The sequence below is a fragment of the Dyadobacter sp. HNCC25DJ185 genome, assembly GCF_056895195.1.
Map to the genome: position 1 here is coordinate 226,720 of NZ_JBXHAR010000005.1, position 18,211 is coordinate 244,930.

The window sequence follows — 18,211 nt, forward strand, 5'->3', positions numbered from 1 at the left end:
AGAATTTCAGTTTGACAATGGCTTTTGCAAAACTGAAATATGATTTAGAATAATTTTTAAACTCATGAACCATGAGTATTTCCTAAAAACCCCTCCGTTTTATCAGAGTTAGACCGCTATTACCTGAACTTACCCGGATGCAGACTATGAAATGGAAGTTGTTTTGCTTTTCGCTGTACTTCGTGCAGCTGACCTGTACACCAGCCACCGGCCAAAACCCGACAGCAGCTCGAATGGACAAGGTGCAGAAATCGGGTAATAAGGCTGTTGAAAAGAAATACCTGTACGTGGCCACACCGGGAATCCGCGATTACCTGGGTTACGGCGGTCACGGGATCCTGGTTTTTGACATGAATGACAAGCATCGGTTCGTCAAAAGAATTGAAACAAAAGGTTTTCATCCCAATGGAAAACCGTCCAATGTGAAAGGCATAGCCGTGAGCCTGCCCCTCAACAGTCTGTATGTGAGTACGCTGGAAGGTTTACAGCGTATCGATTTGACTACTGAAAAGGTGGTGTGGGAAAAATCATTTGAGGGGGGCTGCGACCGGATGTCTATCTCGCCGGATGGGCGGACGATGTACCTTCCATCCCTGGAAAAGGGTTTCTGGAATGTGGTGGATTGCAAAACAGGTGATATCATCAAGAAAATCGATGTACATAAAAGGGCGCATAATACCATTTACGGCCCATCGGGGAAATTCGTCTATATGGGTGATATCGGCAGTCACTGGCTGCATGTCGCCGATCCGAACACGCATACGCTGGTTAGGAAGGTAGGTATTTTCGACAACAACATCCGGCCGTTTACCATCAATGGGACGGAAACGCTGGTATATGTGACGGTCGACAGCCTGCTTGGATTTGAAGTCGGGGACCTCAGACGGAACACCAAAATTGCCCACGTTGTCGTAGAGGGCTGGGATATGGGTACTGTGCGGCGACACGGCAACCCGAGCCACGGCATTGGTCTCACGCCCGACGAAAAGGAGCTCTGGCTTTGCGACGGGCACAATATGCGCCTGCACGTGTTCAAGGCTGAGGCTCCTTACCAGCAGCTCACGACCATTCCGCTGCAGGATATGCCCGGATGGGTCACCTTCAGTCTGGACGGGAAGTATGCGTATCCTTCCAGCGGGGAAGTGATCGATGTGAAGACCCGCAAGATTTTGCTGACGCTGCAAGATGAGTTCAACAATAATGTGGCCAGCGAGAAAATGATCGAAGTCCAGTTCTCCGGCGGCAAAGCAATCCGCGCGGGAGACCAGTTTGGCATCGGACGGGTTACGCCGGATTAGTGAGGCATGTATGCCTTACTTCCAGTCGGGCTTGGAGAGGAAAATGATTACGAAGTAGATGAGCGAGAAGCCGAAACAAAACACAATCGGTGCGGCGGGAACCCATAAAAGCACATTGGCCAGAGCATGTTTTCCGGCATTTTTCAGGGTAAAAGCCAGAACGACTACAACGGCCAGCGCTGCTCCGATGAGATTAATCACATCGTTATGGCCATTAGAATACTTTAAAGTGAACGCATCGTACACTGCATTGGCAATGATCATCAGGATGGCAATTACATTGATGCTTAAGGCTGTGATAAACCAGAACATAACTGAGATGGGATTGGGTTAAAAATAGTTTTTGAATCGCATCATATCAAAAAATCCCTTCTCGCAAGGCGCCAGAAGGGATCGGTAATCAATTTTTTCATGGCTATTTTTTCATAACGCTTGTACAAAGATGCGGGCCCTATGCTTGAGAGGATTGTAATAATGACGCAACGGTAAATGCTAACTATCAAGCGGTAATTTGCTAGGCTGCCATAGCGTCTAAGGAAGCACTGCTTTTCCGCTGGTTTACCGCTTAATTTTTTTTCACAACCGTTCGGTAACTTTATTTTGATTAATTAACCTTATTTTGAGCTTCTTCGGTTAAACAAGGCCGTTCCTAGACTCATGAAAAAATGCCTTTCAAATGGCAAAGCAGCCATTTTGGAAAAATCAGGACCAGTGTCGGCCGTAATGGTGGGCTGGATATTGCTCTTGTTACTGTCATTCCCTGCTCCGGCGCAATATATTTTTCAGAACATCAAATGGCAGGACGGTCTCAGCGCCAAACAGGTCCGGTGCCTCTACAAAGACGAAACTGGCTTTTTATGGATTGGCACATCAAATGGGTTGAACCGTTTCGATGGTGCGGTCGTGAAGCGCTACAAAAGTGCTGCAAACGAGAAGAACCTTTTTATAAATGCCCTGCATCCGATCGATGGTCAGGACAAGCTGTTGCTTGGGCTCAGGCATGGCGTTGCTTTGTTCGATAAAAGGACAGCCACTTTTGCATGGGACAAACGTTTTGACGCCTTGAAGAAACTGACTGTTGTGACCATCAAGGCAGACCCCATGGGACGCCTGTGGATCGGTACGACAGCGCAGATCTTTATTTACGAGTCGGGCAGGCTTTGGCCGGTAGCAGACCGCATCCCCGGGGCCAGTATGTTTGGATCAGACGACTATAATCTCACGGGGCTCGTTTTGGACAAGGTCAGGCATGGTTTCTGGGTTACCGGAAGCATTCCTTATTTTATTGATTATCAAAATGGTCGTGTTTATTCCAAAAGCAATAACAGGATCAACGCGCCGGTCTTAAAAGTTACAAACGTAAATGCGCTGGCTATTGACAGCAAGAACAACGTTTGGTATGGATGTGATTCAGACACCACTTTGAATTATTGGGAAAAGGCCACCGGTCATGAGCAGAAATATTTCTATCTGGACGGCAAGAAGATCAGCGAAGGTTGCAACCATCTGTTTATTGATCACCAGGACCGTTTGTGGATATCGACCTGGCTTTTCGCCGCTTTCATTAAAGAACCCGGCAAGCCGATCAGAAAGCTGGAGTACAGCCAGAACCAGGAGTATACCATTGGCTATGGCCATTTCAGGGATGTCATTGAAGATGCGGACGGAAATGTGTGGCTAGGGACGATCAATGGCGTGAGTAAAAGTCAGGCGAATTATCCGCTGACGGCCATTTACCAACTACCCAATTTCAAATTTTTCCTGGAAACTGGATTTGCGCATGCGAATTACATCAGTGTCGACGGAACCGATATCATCGCCTGTAAAGAAGATGGGGTCGTGATTTATAACACAACCGATGGATCTTATAAGCGATATTTCGTATCGGGTTCCGATCTGGTCCGAAACCGGTTTGTCATGGCTGTAAAATCCCGGGGTACCTGGTGGTTCGCTGGTCGCGACGGTGTTTATTTCCTCAAAAAAGGCGCTTCGGACCTCAGGAGATTTGAAGACGTGAGGGAGGGAATGCCGGTCCGGTACGCCAACTTCGTTTTTGCCGACAACTCAGGTAAAATATGGTTGCAGATCCGGCGTGATGCCTTCTACCGACACGATCCGGTTACCGGAAAAACCGACCGTTTTGATGGAAAAGATCCGGTTTCAGGACTTTTCGATTTCCGCAACTGCGAAACCTTTCTGCAACTCCAAGACGGGACTGGTGACATCTTATTTGGAATGCCCGGGAGAGGCCTGCTGCGTTATCGTCAACACACGCAAACATTCTCTACCATTTCTTCCGATGTCCTCAGAGACCTGGATCTTACCGAAATGGTAGAGGACTCGCAAGGGATGATATGGGCTGCAGCAGGAGGGAGTGGACTGATTAAGATGAATAAGAGAGGAGAGGTACTGGATAGTATCAATTCGTCCAACGGGCTTTTCTACGATTACATAGTAAGTGTTGACATTGATGCAAAAGGTGCGGTCTGGGGTGCCAGCCGGGAGGGGCTAATGTTTTTTAATCCAGTAACCCGGGCTGTCACGAAAGTGGATATAGACCTGGGCAAAACCCTTCAGGATTATTTTAACTTTGTAACCATTGCGCAGGGGAAGGTATATGCGGTAATGCTCGATCACGTGGTCGTGATAGACCCCCTTCGTTTTGCTGGGATCCCGGTAAAAAAGCCGCCCTATATTACTTCGGTACAGGTTTTGGGAAAAGAAAAGCTGTATTCCCAGAAAAACAATGTGCTGGAACTGGAACCCAGCGAAGATTTTATCACTTTTCAGTATGCATCCCTGAATCACCGCGACATTCCTTCTCTGCAATACAGTTACCAGTTGGAAGGCATTGATAAGGGATGGGTGAATGCTGCCCGGTCCATTACGGCTTCGTACACCAACCTGCTGCCTGGGACATACACGTTCAGGGTGCGCAGCACAGACCAATACGGTGTATGGATGAATTCGGCAAGAAGCCTGAAGGTGGTTGTAAAGCCTTACTGGTGGCAAACGTGGTGGTTCATTGCCTTTTGCATGCTGGTGTTTTTGGCAGTGCTCTTTCTCACTTACCGCGCCTATCTCAGGCGCAAGCAGGAAAAACGTTTCGACAGTACCATTGATTATTTTGCCAATTCGGTTTACGGTGACAATTCCGTCACGGAAATTTGCTGGGACATTGCCCGCAACTGTATCTCGCAGATGCGTTTTGAAGACTGTGTGGTGTATCTGCTGGATGAGAAAAAAAACGTCCTCGTCCAGCAAGCTGCTTATGGCCCCAAAAACCCGAAAGGATTTGAGATCATCAACCCTATCGAAATCGAGATAGGCAAGGGTATTGTGGGTACCGTGGCACTCACTGGCAGGCCTTTGATTATTTCAGATACCAGTAAGGACGAGAGATATGTAGTGGACGATCAGGTGCGGCTTTCGGAGATCTCTGTGCCCATATTGCATGAGGGCAAAGTCATCGGGGTAATCGATTCGGAGCATACCCGGCGAGATTTCTTTCAGGAGAAGCACCTGAAAACACTGACTACAGTTGCGGCGATCAGCGCTAATAAAATTGCGGAGGCCCTCGCCAAATCACAGGCGCAAAAACAGGAGCTTGTTGTTCTCGAAATCCAAAAAATGCTGGCAGAAAGCCAGTTGATGGCCCTGCGGGCACAAATGAACCCGCATTTTGTTTTTAATTGCCTCAATAGCATCCAGGAATGTATCGTAACCAAAAAATATGCGGAGGCGAGCAAGTACCTCAATAAGTTTTCCAAACTGTTCAGGCTGGTGCTGAACAATTCGGGAAAAAAACTGGTCAGCCTGGAAGAAGAGCGACAGGTACTCGAGCTATATCTGGAACTGGAGCTGATGCGTTTCGGGCAAAGCTTCAGCTATGAAATCATCATGGATCCACGGTTGGACGAACATCAGATCCTGCTGCCCTCCATGCTCCTTCAGCCGTATGTCGAAAATGCATTATGGCATGGCCTGATGGCCAAAGATGGTCCGCGCATGATGGTGGTTGAATTCAGAATGGTCAGTGAAGATGCGTTCTTATGCCGCATTGACGACAACGGTATCGGACGCGAAAAATCTTTCAGTATCAAGGCGGCGACCAGCAAACCCAAAAACCACAAGTCCCTCGGCCTGTCCATCTCGAAGGACCGTATCGATATTCTCAGCCTGCAGGGAAACCATGCGAGTGTGAAAATCACGGACAAATACGATCAGCAGGGCCAGGCGACAGGCACGCTGGTCGAAGTAGAGCTGTCCACCTATTTAAGAACGCCATAATTATTTACTCAATGATCAAAGCACTGATTGTAGACGATGAACCCAAGGCCCGTAATATCCTCAATTATTACATTGAAAATTTCGTAGAAGATATCACGGAAATACGTGAAGCGGAATCGGTGGATGCTGCTTTGGAAATACTCAAAACGTATCGTCCGTCCATCGTTTTTCTGGATGTGGAAATGCCCAGGAAGAATGGTTTTGATTTTCTGAGATCGATCAAGGAACCTTCTTTCGAAGTGGTTTTTACAACTGCGTACAACCAGTATGCCATACAGGCAATCCGTTTCAGCGCACTGGATTACCTGCTGAAACCCGTGGACCCTGACGAGCTGAAAGCGTCCATGGAGCGGTTCAGGAACAAAATGTCCCCCGACCAGAATAAGGTACTGTTCAACAACCTGGCCGAAAACATGCAGAAGGGCCATCCGAAAGACTTCCGGCTGGCTATCCCTTCTAAAGACGGCGTGTTTTTTCTGACCATTGACCAGATCATCCGTATGCAGGGCGACGGTAATTATACATTTATTCACTTTAAAGACAAAAAGCCGATCGTAACCAGCAAAACACTCAAACACTATGAAGAGATGCTGGAAGAGTTCGGATTCATCCGTACACATAAATCACATTTGGTGAACCCTTTACACATCGTCAAGCTCGCGCCCGACCGCGATTGCCTGCTGCTTACAGACGGATCTCAGGTCGAGATCTCAAGACGTAAAAAAGAGGATGTCATTGAGCTTTTAAAAATCAAGTGATTTTACCTTTCCCTAAATAAAAGTAACCGTTGAATTGTTATGGCTAGTTCGCCAGTTTCCCGCGCATTCCTTTGTATCTGTCAAAGGAAAAATGGAGCTAATCATCATTCAGATATCGTATTTAGTTCAGGCAGGGCTGGTTTTGCTCCTGTTGCTGATCGCATACAGAATCATCAGGTCCCTGAGTCTGAACCAGCGGACCCCTGTACAAAGAATACTGGCACATGGTTCTGAGGCCAAAGCCAGAGTGCTGAGTGCCGAGCCAGCCTCCGGACAGCGCCCTGGCATCAAACAGATCAAATTGCTCTTACAGGTAGAACCCGAAAGGGGCAGGAATTTTATCGTTGAGATCTTTACCAGCGATAGTCGTTTCAAAAGCATCCACAGCGGGTCAACCGTTCAGGTCAAATACAATCCCGTCAACCGCCAGGAGGTTGTATTGATTGACCAGATTTAATTCTTAGTATCGTCGATTGCCAGCCAGTTTCCGGGTATTAAATCCGGGCTTATGTCTTATAAGTAAGCAAACTGCTATCACAGACCGACATGACTCATTCAAGACGAAAATTTATTGCTTCCGCATCGGCCATCGCAGCGGGTGCAGGCATCTCCGCCATCATCCCTGGTTCGCTTTCTGCATTTCCAGTCTTAGACACTGCCGCCGGCAACATTCGTATCGGGGCAATCGGTGTACACGGGATGGGGTGGTCGGACCTGACAGCGATCCTTAAAAATCCGGGTGTAGAGTGTGTTGCATTGTGTGATGTGGATAAGAACGTGCTCGACAAACGCGTAGCTGAGCTTGCCGCGAAAGGGAGCACGGTAAAAGCCTATTCGGATTACCGTCAGCTACTCGAAGACAAAAATGTAGATGCAGTGGTGATCGGTACCCCCGATCACTGGCATTGCCTGATGATGGTAGAAGCGTGCCAAGCCGGAAAGGATGTGTATGTGGAGAAGCCCATTGGGAATTCCATTGCGGAATGCAGGAGTATGGTATCCGCCCAGGCAAAATATAAAAGGGTCGTGCAGGTGGGCCAGTGGCAGCGTAGCCAGAAACATTTCAGGGATGCAATGGATTTTGTACATTCCGGTAAACTGGGCAAGATCAGGCTCGTGAAAGTATGGTCTTATTTTAGTTGGGTTGAACCCATCAAGAAACTGCCCGATACTACCCCGCCAGCAGGGGTAGACTATGATATGTGGCTCGGTCCTGCACCAAAACGGCCGTTTAACCCCAATCGTTTTCATTTCAATTTCCGTTGGTTCTGGGATTATGCGGGCGGGCTGATGACCGACTGGGGCGTGCATTTGCTGGATTATGCATTGCTGGGAATGAAGGCAGACATTCCAAACAGTATCATGGCTGCCGGAGGAAAATTTGCCAGTCCCGATTCTGGTGCCGAAACACCGGATACGCTGACAACCGTTTACGAGTTTGATGATTTCAATATACAGTGGGAGCATGCCATTGGGATTGATGGAGGTCCATATAACCGTCAGCATGGTATTGCCTATATCGGCAATAATGGTACGCTTGTTCTCGACCGGGAAGGCTGGGAAGTGATACCCGAAGGCAAAAGAATGGAAGCAGTGGCTCTGCAGAAATCGGTGGACAATGGACTCGACCTGCATGCTAAAAACTTCATCGATGTGGTCAGGTCTAGGAAATTGGAAGACCTGCACGCACCTATCCAGATCGGATCGGATATCGCTGTTTTTTCACAGATGGGCAATATTGCGTTCCGTACCGGAAAGAAGATTTATTGGGACAAACAAAAGGGCAAGTTCAACGACGAGGAAGCCAATAAGCTGATCGCCAAGGAATATCACAATGGTTACAAAAGACCAGCGGTGTAATACCTCGTGGGATTTGGAAGAGGAATATTTTCAAAACTGCCCGGGCTGGCCCATCGCAATTTTTGATAGACCTTCCGCCGCGGACGGTCTATCAGCTTCAGCTTGTAGCCCGTTCCCCATTCATTTCCGGACACAGACTATGATTCTGTCTGCTTTTTGTACCGCTTGGAAACCATTTTTGCTTTAACTGAAACCGTGCTTTTTTCCGCACGGACCGCATTCATTCGGTAAGCCACGGCAAGCGAGATCGTACCGGTGGCGAACCAGAAAAAGTCGGTTATTGCCACGTAGAAGTTTCCTTTTGACAATGCGATGAAAATCCAGTCGCCGGTGATGATTCCATTGGTCATTGGGACTGCAAGTGATAGTACTCCACCCACCAGCATGTAAAACCAGGTCATGCGGGACTCTGTTTTCAAGAACAAGCCTGCAATGCTCAGCAAGAGCCAGGAGACAAAAAACGCAGTTCTGATGACGACAACGCGGTTTTCCAGATCGGGTACCAGCAACTCGGCGTTGAATAAAATGGCAACCGCGGGAAAAAGTCCGAAGGAAATGGCGAGGTACCACATGGTAACCCGGTGATGAAATCGTTTCTGCCTGTCGGTATAACTCTTTTTATTCCGCGCTTCCTTCCACAACAATACACCGCTGATGATCACGAAACAAGAAAAAATGGCTAACAGAAAATAGATACTCTTTAATGCAAGTCCGCCGAAAGTAGCGAAATGCAGCCTGGATATGCCGAACAAAACGGATTGGGCATAAGTCCTTTTGCCCGGTAATTGATCGGAAATCAATTTTCCATCTTTTAGCCGCAATGCCACGGAGCCATCGCCGTTGAAGGTCTCGTTGTTTTGAAGAGCTACGGAAATCACGCCATCCTCCCGGTCGTAATGTTTGAGTTGCAGATAATGCAGTTCGAGCTCCGGATTTTCGCTTTTTACTTTTTTGAGAATGCTGGTAATCCCCACATTTCCGGCAGTAACGGGGGATTTCTCGTTCACTTCCATGGCGCGTTCCGAAAAGATATCATTGATCGCTTTTTGCTGATCACCGCCATAAAAAACCATCACAACCGGCAGCAAGACCAGGAACGACAGCATATAGTAAGCACCTGTAATTGCGTACATCAGCTGAAAAGGTAGGCCGAGGAGGCCGAAAACGGTATGAGAATTGGTCCAAAGATTTTTTAACGACCCTTTGAGGGAAAAGCCGTGAAATTTGGTCAGTATGTTCTGCCAGTGAACCATCACTCCGGTCACCACCGCAAATGCGAAGAACAAGGCGACAAATCCGGAGAGGTACCTGCCCAAAAAAGGGATCTGGTCGAAGAAATGGAGCCGGTAAAGGGTTTCGCCGATGGTGGTTTTCTCGTCTTTATAAAACGCACCGGTTTGGGGGGAATAGGCAACGTAATAATGTTCTTCAGGCCCGCCTTTTGGGGCTTCTAAATGACCGAAGATGTTCACCAGCGGCCGTTCTTTTGATTCCGTCACGAGGGTGATGTCTTCGGAAAAATCAAATTTCGGGTTGGTTTTTTTCAGGTCCTGGAGGATCTGGTCGTAATCCAGCGGATGGGCCAGCTTCTGACGCGCTGCCGGATTTTCCCATTGGTAAAACTCGTCTTTGAAAAGCGTAAAGGCACCTGCGAAAAAAATGACGTACAGCGCAAAACTGATCACGATCCCCGAAACCGTGTGCGTGCTGAAAATAATGTTGTACAGTCGGGGGGATAGACCTTTTAGCTTCATGATTATTTAAGAAAATATACGATGGCCGCGCAAGCCAGGAATGAAATAAGATACACGGCCCAAACGGTCCAGCCGTCCCGCATCAGGAATGCGATAACCATCAGGGCCGTCCAGAGTAAAAAGACCGAAAAGGCCCCGGTAAGGATCACTTCCATACGCCAGGGAAGCATCACCCCGAAGGCCATTTGGATGGCTACCGCCAGGAAGTAACCGCCGAAAACCCCGGCCGTGATTTTGAGGGCGCGCTGGCCGCCGGTGGTCAGATACTCTTTTTTAGCAGGCATAAGAGATCAGTTCTATCAGTAATAAAACATGCACAGCTGCGACTAATCCGTAGAAATAGGATTTCCCCAAAGCCGCAAACAGCTGCACCAGGCCGATTCCCAGCATACAGGCTGCCAACGCCAGCAAAAGGCCGCCCGCCCAGCCGTCGGAACGCACATATAATATGGAACCGGCCGCGGTGAAAAGGAACCCGATCAGCCGGACGCGATGAAACCTGGGGCGTAACAAAAAATAAGGAAAATATTTTGACTTTGAATAGTACAAGTACATTCCTAGCAGAATAAGATAGAACTGTGGCATAAAATAATTTTTTGCAAATATTAATATTATTTAAACTAAATACAAATAAGTAATTACATTTGACGAAAAATTACAAATGCAGCTTATGAGAGTATTTTTGCTACTAGTTATAGTTTTGATTTATTGTGTAAATGCCACTGGACAGGGTGTTTCTATATCAGGAAAAGTCAGAAATGAGGATGGGGATTTTCTTCCCTTTGTTTCCGTATCTTTAAAAAATACAAAATACGAAACTGCTTCAACTCCCGAGGGTACCTTTAAGCTCCTGAACATTCCTGCCGGGGCGTACAGACTGTCGGTCGGGCATGTGGGTTTCAAAACTTTTGAAAAAGACATCCGAGTCGCTGGCCGCGATCTGGTAGAGGATATGGTTCTGACGGCCGATACCATGGAGCTGGATGAAGTTTTGGTCAAAACCGAAAAGCAAAGCCGGGTGCAGGAAATGAAGCCCATCACGATCAGCAGTGTGGAAATCAAAAACGTAGTGAGCCAGAGTGTGCTGATCACGGATGCGATCGACCGGCTTTCGGGTGTCAGGATACGCCGTTCCAGCTCCTTGGGCGAACCTTCGGATATTTCGATCAACGGCCTTCGCGGCAATGCGGTGCGGGTTTATATCGATGGTCTCCCCATGGAATTCATCTACCCGAACTTCGACATTTCGACGCTGCCGATTGGAAATCTGAAACGGATTGACGTCTATAAGGGCGTATTGCCGGTCGACGTTGGTACTGATGCGTTAGGCGGGGGAATTAACCTGGTAACTGACCAAAAATCTTACAATTCGCTGCGGGCTTCCTATCATGTGGGCTCTTATCATACGCACCTGGGCGATTTTACGCTCGGGTTGGCCAATAACAAAAACTATTTCCTGAATGTAACGGGGGCGGTCAACTATTCCGACAATAACTATGGAATGGATGCGAGAATTTTTGAGGAAGGCAATAAGGTCAGAAGGATCAGGCGTTTTCACGACCAGTATAAGATCTTTTTTGGCGGGTTAACCATTGGGACGCACAGCAAACCCTGGGCCGACGAACTGAAACTTTCGGTGAATGTCTCGGGAGGAAATAAGGAATTGCAAAACGGTGCGCGTGTCAGCGGTACCGCTTTTGGCGAAGTGAATTACAAAGCGGAGAACCTGACGGCGGTTTTGAAATATGAAAAATCGTTCTGGAAGGAGCGGGCACTGTTTTCGACCGCAGGCAACTATAGTAGCCAGACGCTTAACTATGTCGATACCACCAAAAATGTTTATAGCTGGAGCGGGAAAATCATCGGCAGGAAAGAAAGCGCCGGAGAATATTACGAGGCCAATACGGATACCTACATCCACGGCTGGATCAACCGAAGCAGCTTTACTTTTAAGCTTAGCCCAAATCACAAGCTGCTGTTTTCCAATTTGTACGCAAAACAGAAGCTTACTGGTGTGGACTATCTGGAAGACGATCCTGCCCGCGACTACCTCCGCATCCCGCAGTACCTGACTAAAAATGTGGCAGGCGCGCAGTATGAAGGTTTGTTTTTGGAGAAGCTGACATTTTCAGCGGCCATCAAAAGATTCGGTTACATCCTGGACGGAGCCGAAAACAACACGTTTGCACTAGTCAAAAAGAAAGACGGTATCTGGGGCTGGAACACGGCTTTGAAATATGATGTGACCGAGGGAATTTTTGCCCGCGCTTCCTTTGAAAAGGGTTACCTGATCCCCCAGTTCGCACAATTCGTAGGCAACGGCTCTGATATTGTACGGAATACCGACCTCCTACCGGAGAGCAGTGACAATCTGAATCTGGGTGTTGCTGTATCAAAGCCGGTCGGTCCCGACCTAACCCTTTCTACAAACATCAACGGCTTTTACAGAAACCAGCACGACATTATTTTCATTGGAAATGGCGTGATCAAGCGCTATGATAATGCTGACCAGGTGCGTACGCTAGGCGTGGACGGCGACCTGTCGTGGACCTTCCGAAAGGCACTCAGCCTGAAAACCAACGTGACTTTCCTGCGCAAGACTTTCACTAAAATGAAACTGGCTGAAAGTAGGTTCCTCGAAGGAACCGCGTTCCCCAACAACCCGAATTTTTACGGAAACGTGGAGTTGGCATGGCAAAAAATGGAGCTGCTGAAAACCGAAGACCGGTTCAGGGCTTACCTGTTTTACAATTACATCGCGCCGTTTAACCACATTACCGTCGGCAAAGGCAACAGTATCAAGAACACGCCCGAGGCCTATGTGCCTGTACAGCATCGTCTGGACGGCGGACTTTCCTACACATTCCCGAAACGCACCCTGACCGCTTCACTGAATGTGATCAACATTTTCAATGCAAAGCTGTTCGATAATTACCTGGTACCGCGTGCCGGGACGAATTTCAATGTGAAGCTGATTTACGAGCTAAATGCTTTTTAGCTATCAGCTAACCCGCACAATTTTTCAAACAAAATCCCAATCCTAATGAAAGCAACCAACTTACTACTATCCCTTCTTTTCGGAGCTGCACTGATTTCATGCAACAGCGACGGTGATAAAAAAGACGCAGAGCCCGAGTCACTTTATCAGGAAGAAGGATTTTTATTGTCGAGCATTTCGCAGTCGACTGCCGGTTATAGTTACTACGCCGGGTTCTTCGCGCAGCAGCCTTCGGGTGACGTTGATCTGACTAAAAATACAGCCTACAGTTCTTTGCTGACGAGGGCGTCCTACAAGAATTATCTATACAGTTTTGCCCTGGATGGAGATAAAAAATTATCCAAACAAGCCATTTTAAAGTCATCCGGCGCAGTGGTGGAAGTGGCGAGCATTCCTTTGCTCGATTATTTAAATGCTGTCAAAATCATCAACGACAACCTGGGTGTGTACTCAACGGGCGGTAACAGAACCCTGTTTCTCTTCAACCCGACGACCATGGAAAACCTGGGACAGATCGATATGTCTAAGGCGAAAAATTTTCCTGACAATGAAACCAATATTTACGCGCACTTTTCATACCGTGCAAACGACAACAAATTATTTGCTGCACTGTATACCAACAGCAGCAAAACCGGCCAGTTTTACGACGCCCAGGATGTGTATGTCGAAGTGGTGGATTTGACCACCCGAAAATGGGAGAAAACAGCCGTTTTTAAACAGGCTACTTACCCGGTAACCAGGGGATTAGAGCATAGCATTGTGGACGAAGCGGGCAACGTTTACATGATAACGCAAGGCCAGTATGGGCTCGACGGGCAATTGGGGCCTAATTCAGCCAAAAGGTCCAGGCCGCAGATATTGAAAATACCAGCTGGTCAAACCGATTTCGATTCGACCTATGCTTTCAATCCTGTCGATGCGGTGGGTCAGCAAAGTTCTCTGTTCCAACTGCTTTTGGGCGCTACTTATGATGCCAATGGAATTGCATACGCCTGTATTTCAGCAGCGCCATATCCTCCAAGGTTATTGGAACTGATCGCCAAGCTGGCCGCCAATTCAATTACATCGGCAGAATACGCGGAACTTTCGGACCTGGCATTTTACAGCCCGGTGCAACGCTGGGCGAAACTGGATTTGAATGCGCAAACCGCCACTGTGATAGCAGATATGCCACTGACCGCAGGTTATGGTTATCCCAATACCCACAAGTACGACGGCAAATTTTTCCTGCCGGTTTATAATCCCGGCTTAGGCTTAAACGGATTTTACAGCTATGATCCGATGACCGGAAAATCGGAGAAGATGGTGAATGTGACGGCTGGCGGGCTGGTCACGGATCTTTTGAAACTAACAAAGTAATAAGCTATCTGCCATGGTAAAAGCCTCGCAAGTCGTTTTGCGAGGCTTTTTTGGTTTATTCAGCTCGAATAGTGGCAGTCACCAGAAAAAATAATCAGCAAAATATTTTAAGTAAATAAACATTTACTTACTTTTGCCTAACCCCTTAACCGCCCCGACAAAGGATTCATTATGAGACCAAAAAACCAGGAAAAAGAAGACGCCATCAAAAGCATTGCGCTGCGGATCATTGCCGAAGAAGGACTTGAAAACCTGAGCATGCAGAAGCTGGCGAAAGAAGCCAATATTTCGCCAAGGACGATTTATATCAAATACGAAAACAAGGAGGACCTGCTGATCAAGCTGTTTATCGAGGAGGTATTGGGCGCTTACGAAAGTGCGGTGCTCGAAAATTTCAGCGACGAAATGGAGTTTGATGAAGGCGTACGCCAGATCTGGTTGAACACATTTCAATATCTGAAAGAAAACAGACATGCATTTGTGCTGATCCAATATGGGAAATCGTCGCCTTTGCTAAACAAGGCTTTTACGAAAGCAAATATCTCCGAAGGCCAGTTCTTCGCGCCTGTTCACCGGTTTTTGGAAAAAAATGTCGCAGCCGGGAAGATACGGGACCTTCCGAATGAAGTGCACAGGGCTTTGCTGTTTTCGCCGGTTTTTGATTTGGCAAGTGAGTATTTCGACTACCTGGAAAGGCCAGTGCAGATTATCACGGGTGAAGTTATGCTGGAATGTTGTGAGGCGGTGGTGGCTGGAATGATTAAGCGATAAGTATTTCATAGTTAATTAGTTAGTATTTTTTTAAAATTAAGATTTGTCAGATATGAATGCGATTAAGGATAAGCGTATTGCAATCATTGGTGGCGGGCCTGGCGGATTGACGTTGGCCAGATTGCTGCAAATGAACGGGGTGAATGTGAAAGTGTATGAGCGGGACCCACATAAGGATGCCAGGCCCAAAGGTGCGACATTGGATTTGCACGAGGAATCGGGGCTGGCAGCGGTTCGTCAGGCCGGGTTGATGGATGCTTTCCATGCCAATTACCGGCCCGGAGCCGACAAAGTGAAGGTTGTTGACCAGCAAGGTAAAGTAGTCCACGATGACCACGAAATGGCAGACAGCGACAGGTCGAGACCGGAAATTGACCGCGGCCCCTTGCAGGAAATACTGCTGGCGTCGCTCCTGCCAGGGACAGTCGTCTGGGATAGTCAGTTTGTGGGAATGTCGGAAGCGAACGGGTCCTGGAAAATTGAATTAAAAAATGGTCGTTCTTTGGAAGCTGATTTGGTGATCGCGGCCGATGGAGCTAACTCAAAAATCCGACCTTATATTACTTCGATCAAACCTTTTTACTCTGGGGTAACCATTGTGGAAGGGGCAGTCCACCATTCAGAAATAGCCAGTCCGAAAATCCATAAGCTTTTGAATGGAGGGAAGATATTCGCGATGGGAGACAGTAAATCATTGATTGTCAGCTCGAAGGGCGACGGGAGCCTGGTGTTTTATACCGGCTGTAAAACAAGCGAACATTGGGTGAAGGAAAGCGGGATCGATTTTTCTGATAAAACGCAGGTGACCGACTGGTTCAGGAGAGCGTATGCAAGCTGGGCCGATATCTGGCTGGAATTATTTGAAAACGCGAGTCCGGACTTCGTACCCCGCCCGCAATATTGTATGCCGCTCGACCAGACCTGGGAAGCCCTCCCTAACCTGACCATGCTTGGGGACGCGGCACATTTGATGCCGCCTTACGCTGGCGAGGGCGTGAATATGGCCATGCTCGACGCCCTGGAATTAAGCCAATGCCTGCTGAATGATATTTTCCAGGACACAAAATCCGCGATCGCTGCCTATGAAAGTCAAATGCGCCAGCGTGCTTCGGAAATCGCAGGCATAACCCTGGAATCTACCGCCGCGCTGCATGGGCCGGGTGCCATTTCCTGGTTGTTGCGCATAATAGGGTAATTTGAAATCAAAATGGCGTTAGGTTCTCCCTGGATATCCTCCTAAAAGTGATATATAAGACTGGGAAATGCAGTGTATTGGCTTGGGCTATGTGCTGGATGCGTTTCATGATGTGGAGAATTGGGTTTTAAATGTTCGAACCGGCCCAATGCCTACAGGTATAAAGGCACCATCAGCAAAGTATTAAATCACAAACAGGGCCTTTCAATACCAATGATCCCCGAATTCAGCAGGTAACTGTGTATTGCCACCGCAACCTTGTTCACTTGTTCAATGGATATCGATTAAATAACGAACAATATGCTCCGCCGCTCATTGATGTGCTCTCCGTTGATGCTGACTATATGCATCCATTTCTTAACGTCCTGCTACCCAAACTTATTCGCCCAGGGGCTGTCCGCATCTGCCGGTGATTGTGAATGCAGTAACCTGGCTAAAGTGACATTCCCCGGAGCCACCATTACCACCGCGGAATGTGTGTCAGCCGGCAGTTTTACACCGCCCGGCAGTGCGCAGCCTGTAAGTGATCTTCCTGCATTTTGCAGAATTGCAGCCACTTTAAAACCAACTTCAGATTCCCATATCCGTATAGAAGTATGGCTTCCTCAAAGTGGCTGGAACGGCAGATTTCTGGGCACGGGAAATGGCGGGGGAGCAGGAGGGATCGCGTTTGGCTCGCTCGCCAATGGTTTGAAACGCGGTTTTGCAACAGCGAATACTGATATGGGTACCTCGCCAGGCCCCAATGAAGTGGTGGGACATCCCGAAAAATGGGCGGATTTTGGTCACCGTGCCACCCATGAAATGACCGTCACGGGCAAGGCCGTTACCGAGACGTTTTACAAGAGGGCCCCGCATCATTCCTATTTCTCGGGCTGTTCTACCGGCGGTCAGCAGGCATTAATGGAATCTCAAAGATATCCCGACGATTACGACGGCATCCTGGCAGGGGCCCCCGCCAATAACCGCACGCATTTGCATACGATGTTTCTCTGGAACCTCAGGGTTACGAACGATATCGACGGAAGCGCTTTTATTCCAAAAGAAAAAATTGCCTTGGTGACCAATGCGGTAGTCAAAGCCTGCGCAGGAAAAGATGGCGGTGCACCCGGCGATCAATTTTTGACCGATCCCAGCGCGTGCCGGTTTGATCCCGAAACGCTGCCCCGTTGTCCGGACGGCATTGACAATGGTACCTGCCTCACTTCCCCCCAAATGGCGGCGCTGAAAAAGTTATATGAAGGGCCGGTCAATCCAAGGACAGGCGAGAGAATTTACACGCCAATTCCGCTGGGCAGTGAAAATTCAGCGGCCGGAGTCGACCTGCAACAAAACCCGCAGGCATCGCTGCCCGCGCTTTTTTATCAATATAAATGGGCATTTGGGAAAGAGTTTGACTATAAAACTTTCGATTTTGATAGAGATCAGGACAAACTGGATGCGGTTCTTGGCAGCGTACTCAATGCAAACAGTACGCATCTGGAACCGCTGAAGAAGCGGGGAGGGAAAATCCTGATGTATTCGGGAATGGCCGATCCGCTGGTACCTTACCAGGATGCCGTCAGTTACTATCAGCGGGTAGTAGCTGCCCAGGGCGGATTGAAACAGACGCAGGATTTTTTCAGGTTCTTTCTGGTACCTGGCATGGCGCATTGCAGTGGTGGGCCGGGCCTGAACGATTGCGGTGACGTACTTACTGCCCTGGTCAGATGGAAGGAAGAAGGTACAGCGCCCGAACAGTTGATTGGGACTGCTTATGTAGACGCTAAACCCGCCAACGGTGTGCGGTTCAAAAGGCCCGTTTACCCGTGGCCGCAACTACCAGTGTATGTCGGAGGCGACGTGAATTTGCCAGAAAGTTATAAAGGAATGGCGTTTCCCGAAAGGAAAGTCTTGCAACCAGCAGGCCGCTATCTCAAATAGCTGCT

Annotated in this window: 14 protein-coding genes; 10 read left to right on the forward strand and 4 right to left on the reverse strand. The window is 48.2% G+C overall.

The window, feature by feature from the left end; genetic code table 11:
* The first annotated feature begins 146 nt into the window (after positions 1-146).
* Entirely contained in the window at positions 147-1,298 is a 1,152-nt protein-coding gene (locus tag AC1XUF_RS15915) for a YncE family protein (RefSeq protein ID WP_483342802.1), read from the forward strand.
* Positions 1,299-1,313: 15 nt separating this feature from the next.
* Here the strand turns inward: AC1XUF_RS15915 and AC1XUF_RS15920 are convergent, their stop codons facing one another.
* A complete protein-coding gene (locus AC1XUF_RS15920) occupies positions 1,314-1,610 on the reverse strand; it encodes a hypothetical protein (protein ID WP_483342803.1) in 297 nt (98 codons plus the stop codon).
* A gap of 345 nt (positions 1,611-1,955) precedes the next feature.
* Between AC1XUF_RS15920 and AC1XUF_RS15925 the strand changes: the two genes are divergently transcribed.
* The 4 genes from AC1XUF_RS15925 to AC1XUF_RS15940 all read left to right on the forward strand — a co-directional run bounded on the left by AC1XUF_RS15925 (position 1,956) and on the right by AC1XUF_RS15940 (position 8,206).
* Positions 1,956-5,588: a histidine kinase gene (locus tag AC1XUF_RS15925; RefSeq protein WP_483342804.1), complete on the forward strand. Its 3,633-nt coding sequence runs from the start codon at positions 1,956-1,958 to the stop codon at positions 5,586-5,588.
* Positions 5,589-5,599: 11 nt separating this feature from the next.
* The gene (locus AC1XUF_RS15930; protein WP_483342805.1) at positions 5,600-6,346 is read left to right on the forward strand and encodes a LytR/AlgR family response regulator transcription factor; all 747 of its coding nucleotides are present in this window, start codon (positions 5,600-5,602) and stop codon (positions 6,344-6,346) included.
* Positions 6,347-6,437: 91 nt separating this feature from the next.
* Entirely contained in the window at positions 6,438-6,803 is a 366-nt protein-coding gene (locus AC1XUF_RS15935) for a hypothetical protein (RefSeq protein WP_483342806.1), read from the forward strand.
* Positions 6,804-6,892: 89 nt separating this feature from the next.
* Positions 6,893-8,206 carry a Gfo/Idh/MocA family protein gene (locus AC1XUF_RS15940; protein ID WP_483342807.1) on the forward strand — a complete coding sequence of 438 codons (1,314 nt, stop codon included), beginning with the start codon at positions 6,893-6,895 and terminating at the stop codon, positions 8,204-8,206.
* Positions 8,207-8,343: 137 nt separating this feature from the next.
* On the opposite strand, the gene AC1XUF_RS15945 is transcribed toward AC1XUF_RS15940, so the two are convergent.
* From AC1XUF_RS15945 to AC1XUF_RS15955, 3 genes are read right to left on the reverse strand one after another with little or no spacing between them, the layout of a single operon-like run.
* Positions 8,344-9,960 carry a PepSY-associated TM helix domain-containing protein gene (locus AC1XUF_RS15945; protein ID WP_483342808.1) on the reverse strand — a complete coding sequence of 539 codons (1,617 nt, stop codon included), beginning with the start codon at positions 9,958-9,960 and terminating at the stop codon, positions 8,344-8,346.
* 2 nt (positions 9,961-9,962) lie between these two features.
* A complete protein-coding gene (locus AC1XUF_RS15950; protein ID WP_483342809.1) occupies positions 9,963-10,244 on the reverse strand; it encodes a hypothetical protein in 282 nt (93 codons plus the stop codon).
* Positions 10,234-10,545, reverse strand: coding sequence for a hypothetical protein (locus AC1XUF_RS15955; RefSeq protein ID WP_483342810.1), 312 nt, complete (start codon positions 10,543-10,545; stop codon positions 10,234-10,236). Before AC1XUF_RS15955 ends, AC1XUF_RS15950 begins: the two co-directional genes overlap by 11 nt.
* A gap of 85 nt (positions 10,546-10,630) precedes the next feature.
* On the opposite strand from AC1XUF_RS15955, the gene AC1XUF_RS15960 reads away from it, so the two are divergent.
* From AC1XUF_RS15960 to AC1XUF_RS15980, 5 genes are all read left to right on the forward strand, one after another.
* Positions 10,631-12,958: a TonB-dependent receptor gene (locus AC1XUF_RS15960; protein ID WP_483342812.1), complete on the forward strand. Its 2,328-nt coding sequence runs from the start codon at positions 10,631-10,633 to the stop codon at positions 12,956-12,958.
* Positions 12,959-13,003: 45 nt separating this feature from the next.
* Positions 13,004-14,317, forward strand: coding sequence for a hypothetical protein (locus AC1XUF_RS15965; protein WP_483342813.1), 1,314 nt, complete (start codon positions 13,004-13,006; stop codon positions 14,315-14,317).
* Between the two features lie 171 nt (positions 14,318-14,488).
* Positions 14,489-15,088: a TetR/AcrR family transcriptional regulator gene (locus AC1XUF_RS15970; RefSeq protein ID WP_483342814.1), complete on the forward strand. Its 600-nt coding sequence runs from the start codon at positions 14,489-14,491 to the stop codon at positions 15,086-15,088.
* 52 nt (positions 15,089-15,140) lie between these two features.
* Entirely contained in the window at positions 15,141-16,283 is a 1,143-nt protein-coding gene (locus AC1XUF_RS15975; RefSeq protein ID WP_483342815.1) for an FAD-dependent oxidoreductase, read from the forward strand.
* A 300-nt stretch (positions 16,284-16,583) separates the two neighbouring features.
* Positions 16,584-18,206: a tannase/feruloyl esterase family alpha/beta hydrolase gene (locus AC1XUF_RS15980; RefSeq protein ID WP_483342816.1), complete on the forward strand. Its 1,623-nt coding sequence runs from the start codon at positions 16,584-16,586 to the stop codon at positions 18,204-18,206.
* The last annotated feature ends 5 nt before the right edge of the window (positions 18,207-18,211 follow it).

Bases quoted from the DNA above. Each gene is read 5' to 3' on its own strand.
- AC1XUF_RS15915 (WP_483342802.1), top strand. From the start codon at position 147: ATGAAATGGAAGTTGTTTTGCTTTTCGCTGTACTTCGTGCAGCTGACC.
- AC1XUF_RS15920 (WP_483342803.1), bottom strand. From the start codon at position 1,610: ATGTTCTGGTTTATCACAGCCTTAAGCATCAATGTAATTGCCATCCTG.
- AC1XUF_RS15925 (WP_483342804.1), top strand. From the start codon at position 1,956: ATGAAAAAATGCCTTTCAAATGGCAAAGCAGCCATTTTGGAAAAATCA.
- AC1XUF_RS15930 (WP_483342805.1), top strand. From the start codon at position 5,600: ATGATCAAAGCACTGATTGTAGACGATGAACCCAAGGCCCGTAATATC.
- AC1XUF_RS15935 (WP_483342806.1), top strand. From the start codon at position 6,438: ATGGAGCTAATCATCATTCAGATATCGTATTTAGTTCAGGCAGGGCTG.
- AC1XUF_RS15940 (WP_483342807.1), top strand. From the start codon at position 6,893: ATGACTCATTCAAGACGAAAATTTATTGCTTCCGCATCGGCCATCGCA.
- AC1XUF_RS15945 (WP_483342808.1), bottom strand. From the start codon at position 9,960: ATGAAGCTAAAAGGTCTATCCCCCCGACTGTACAACATTATTTTCAGC.
- AC1XUF_RS15950 (WP_483342809.1), bottom strand. From the start codon at position 10,244: ATGCCTGCTAAAAAAGAGTATCTGACCACCGGCGGCCAGCGCGCCCTC.
- AC1XUF_RS15955 (WP_483342810.1), bottom strand. From the start codon at position 10,545: ATGCCACAGTTCTATCTTATTCTGCTAGGAATGTACTTGTACTATTCA.
- AC1XUF_RS15960 (WP_483342812.1), top strand. From the start codon at position 10,631: ATGAGAGTATTTTTGCTACTAGTTATAGTTTTGATTTATTGTGTAAAT.
- AC1XUF_RS15965 (WP_483342813.1), top strand. From the start codon at position 13,004: ATGAAAGCAACCAACTTACTACTATCCCTTCTTTTCGGAGCTGCACTG.
- AC1XUF_RS15970 (WP_483342814.1), top strand. From the start codon at position 14,489: ATGAGACCAAAAAACCAGGAAAAAGAAGACGCCATCAAAAGCATTGCG.
- AC1XUF_RS15975 (WP_483342815.1), top strand. From the start codon at position 15,141: ATGAATGCGATTAAGGATAAGCGTATTGCAATCATTGGTGGCGGGCCT.
- AC1XUF_RS15980 (WP_483342816.1), top strand. From the start codon at position 16,584: ATGCTCCGCCGCTCATTGATGTGCTCTCCGTTGATGCTGACTATATGC.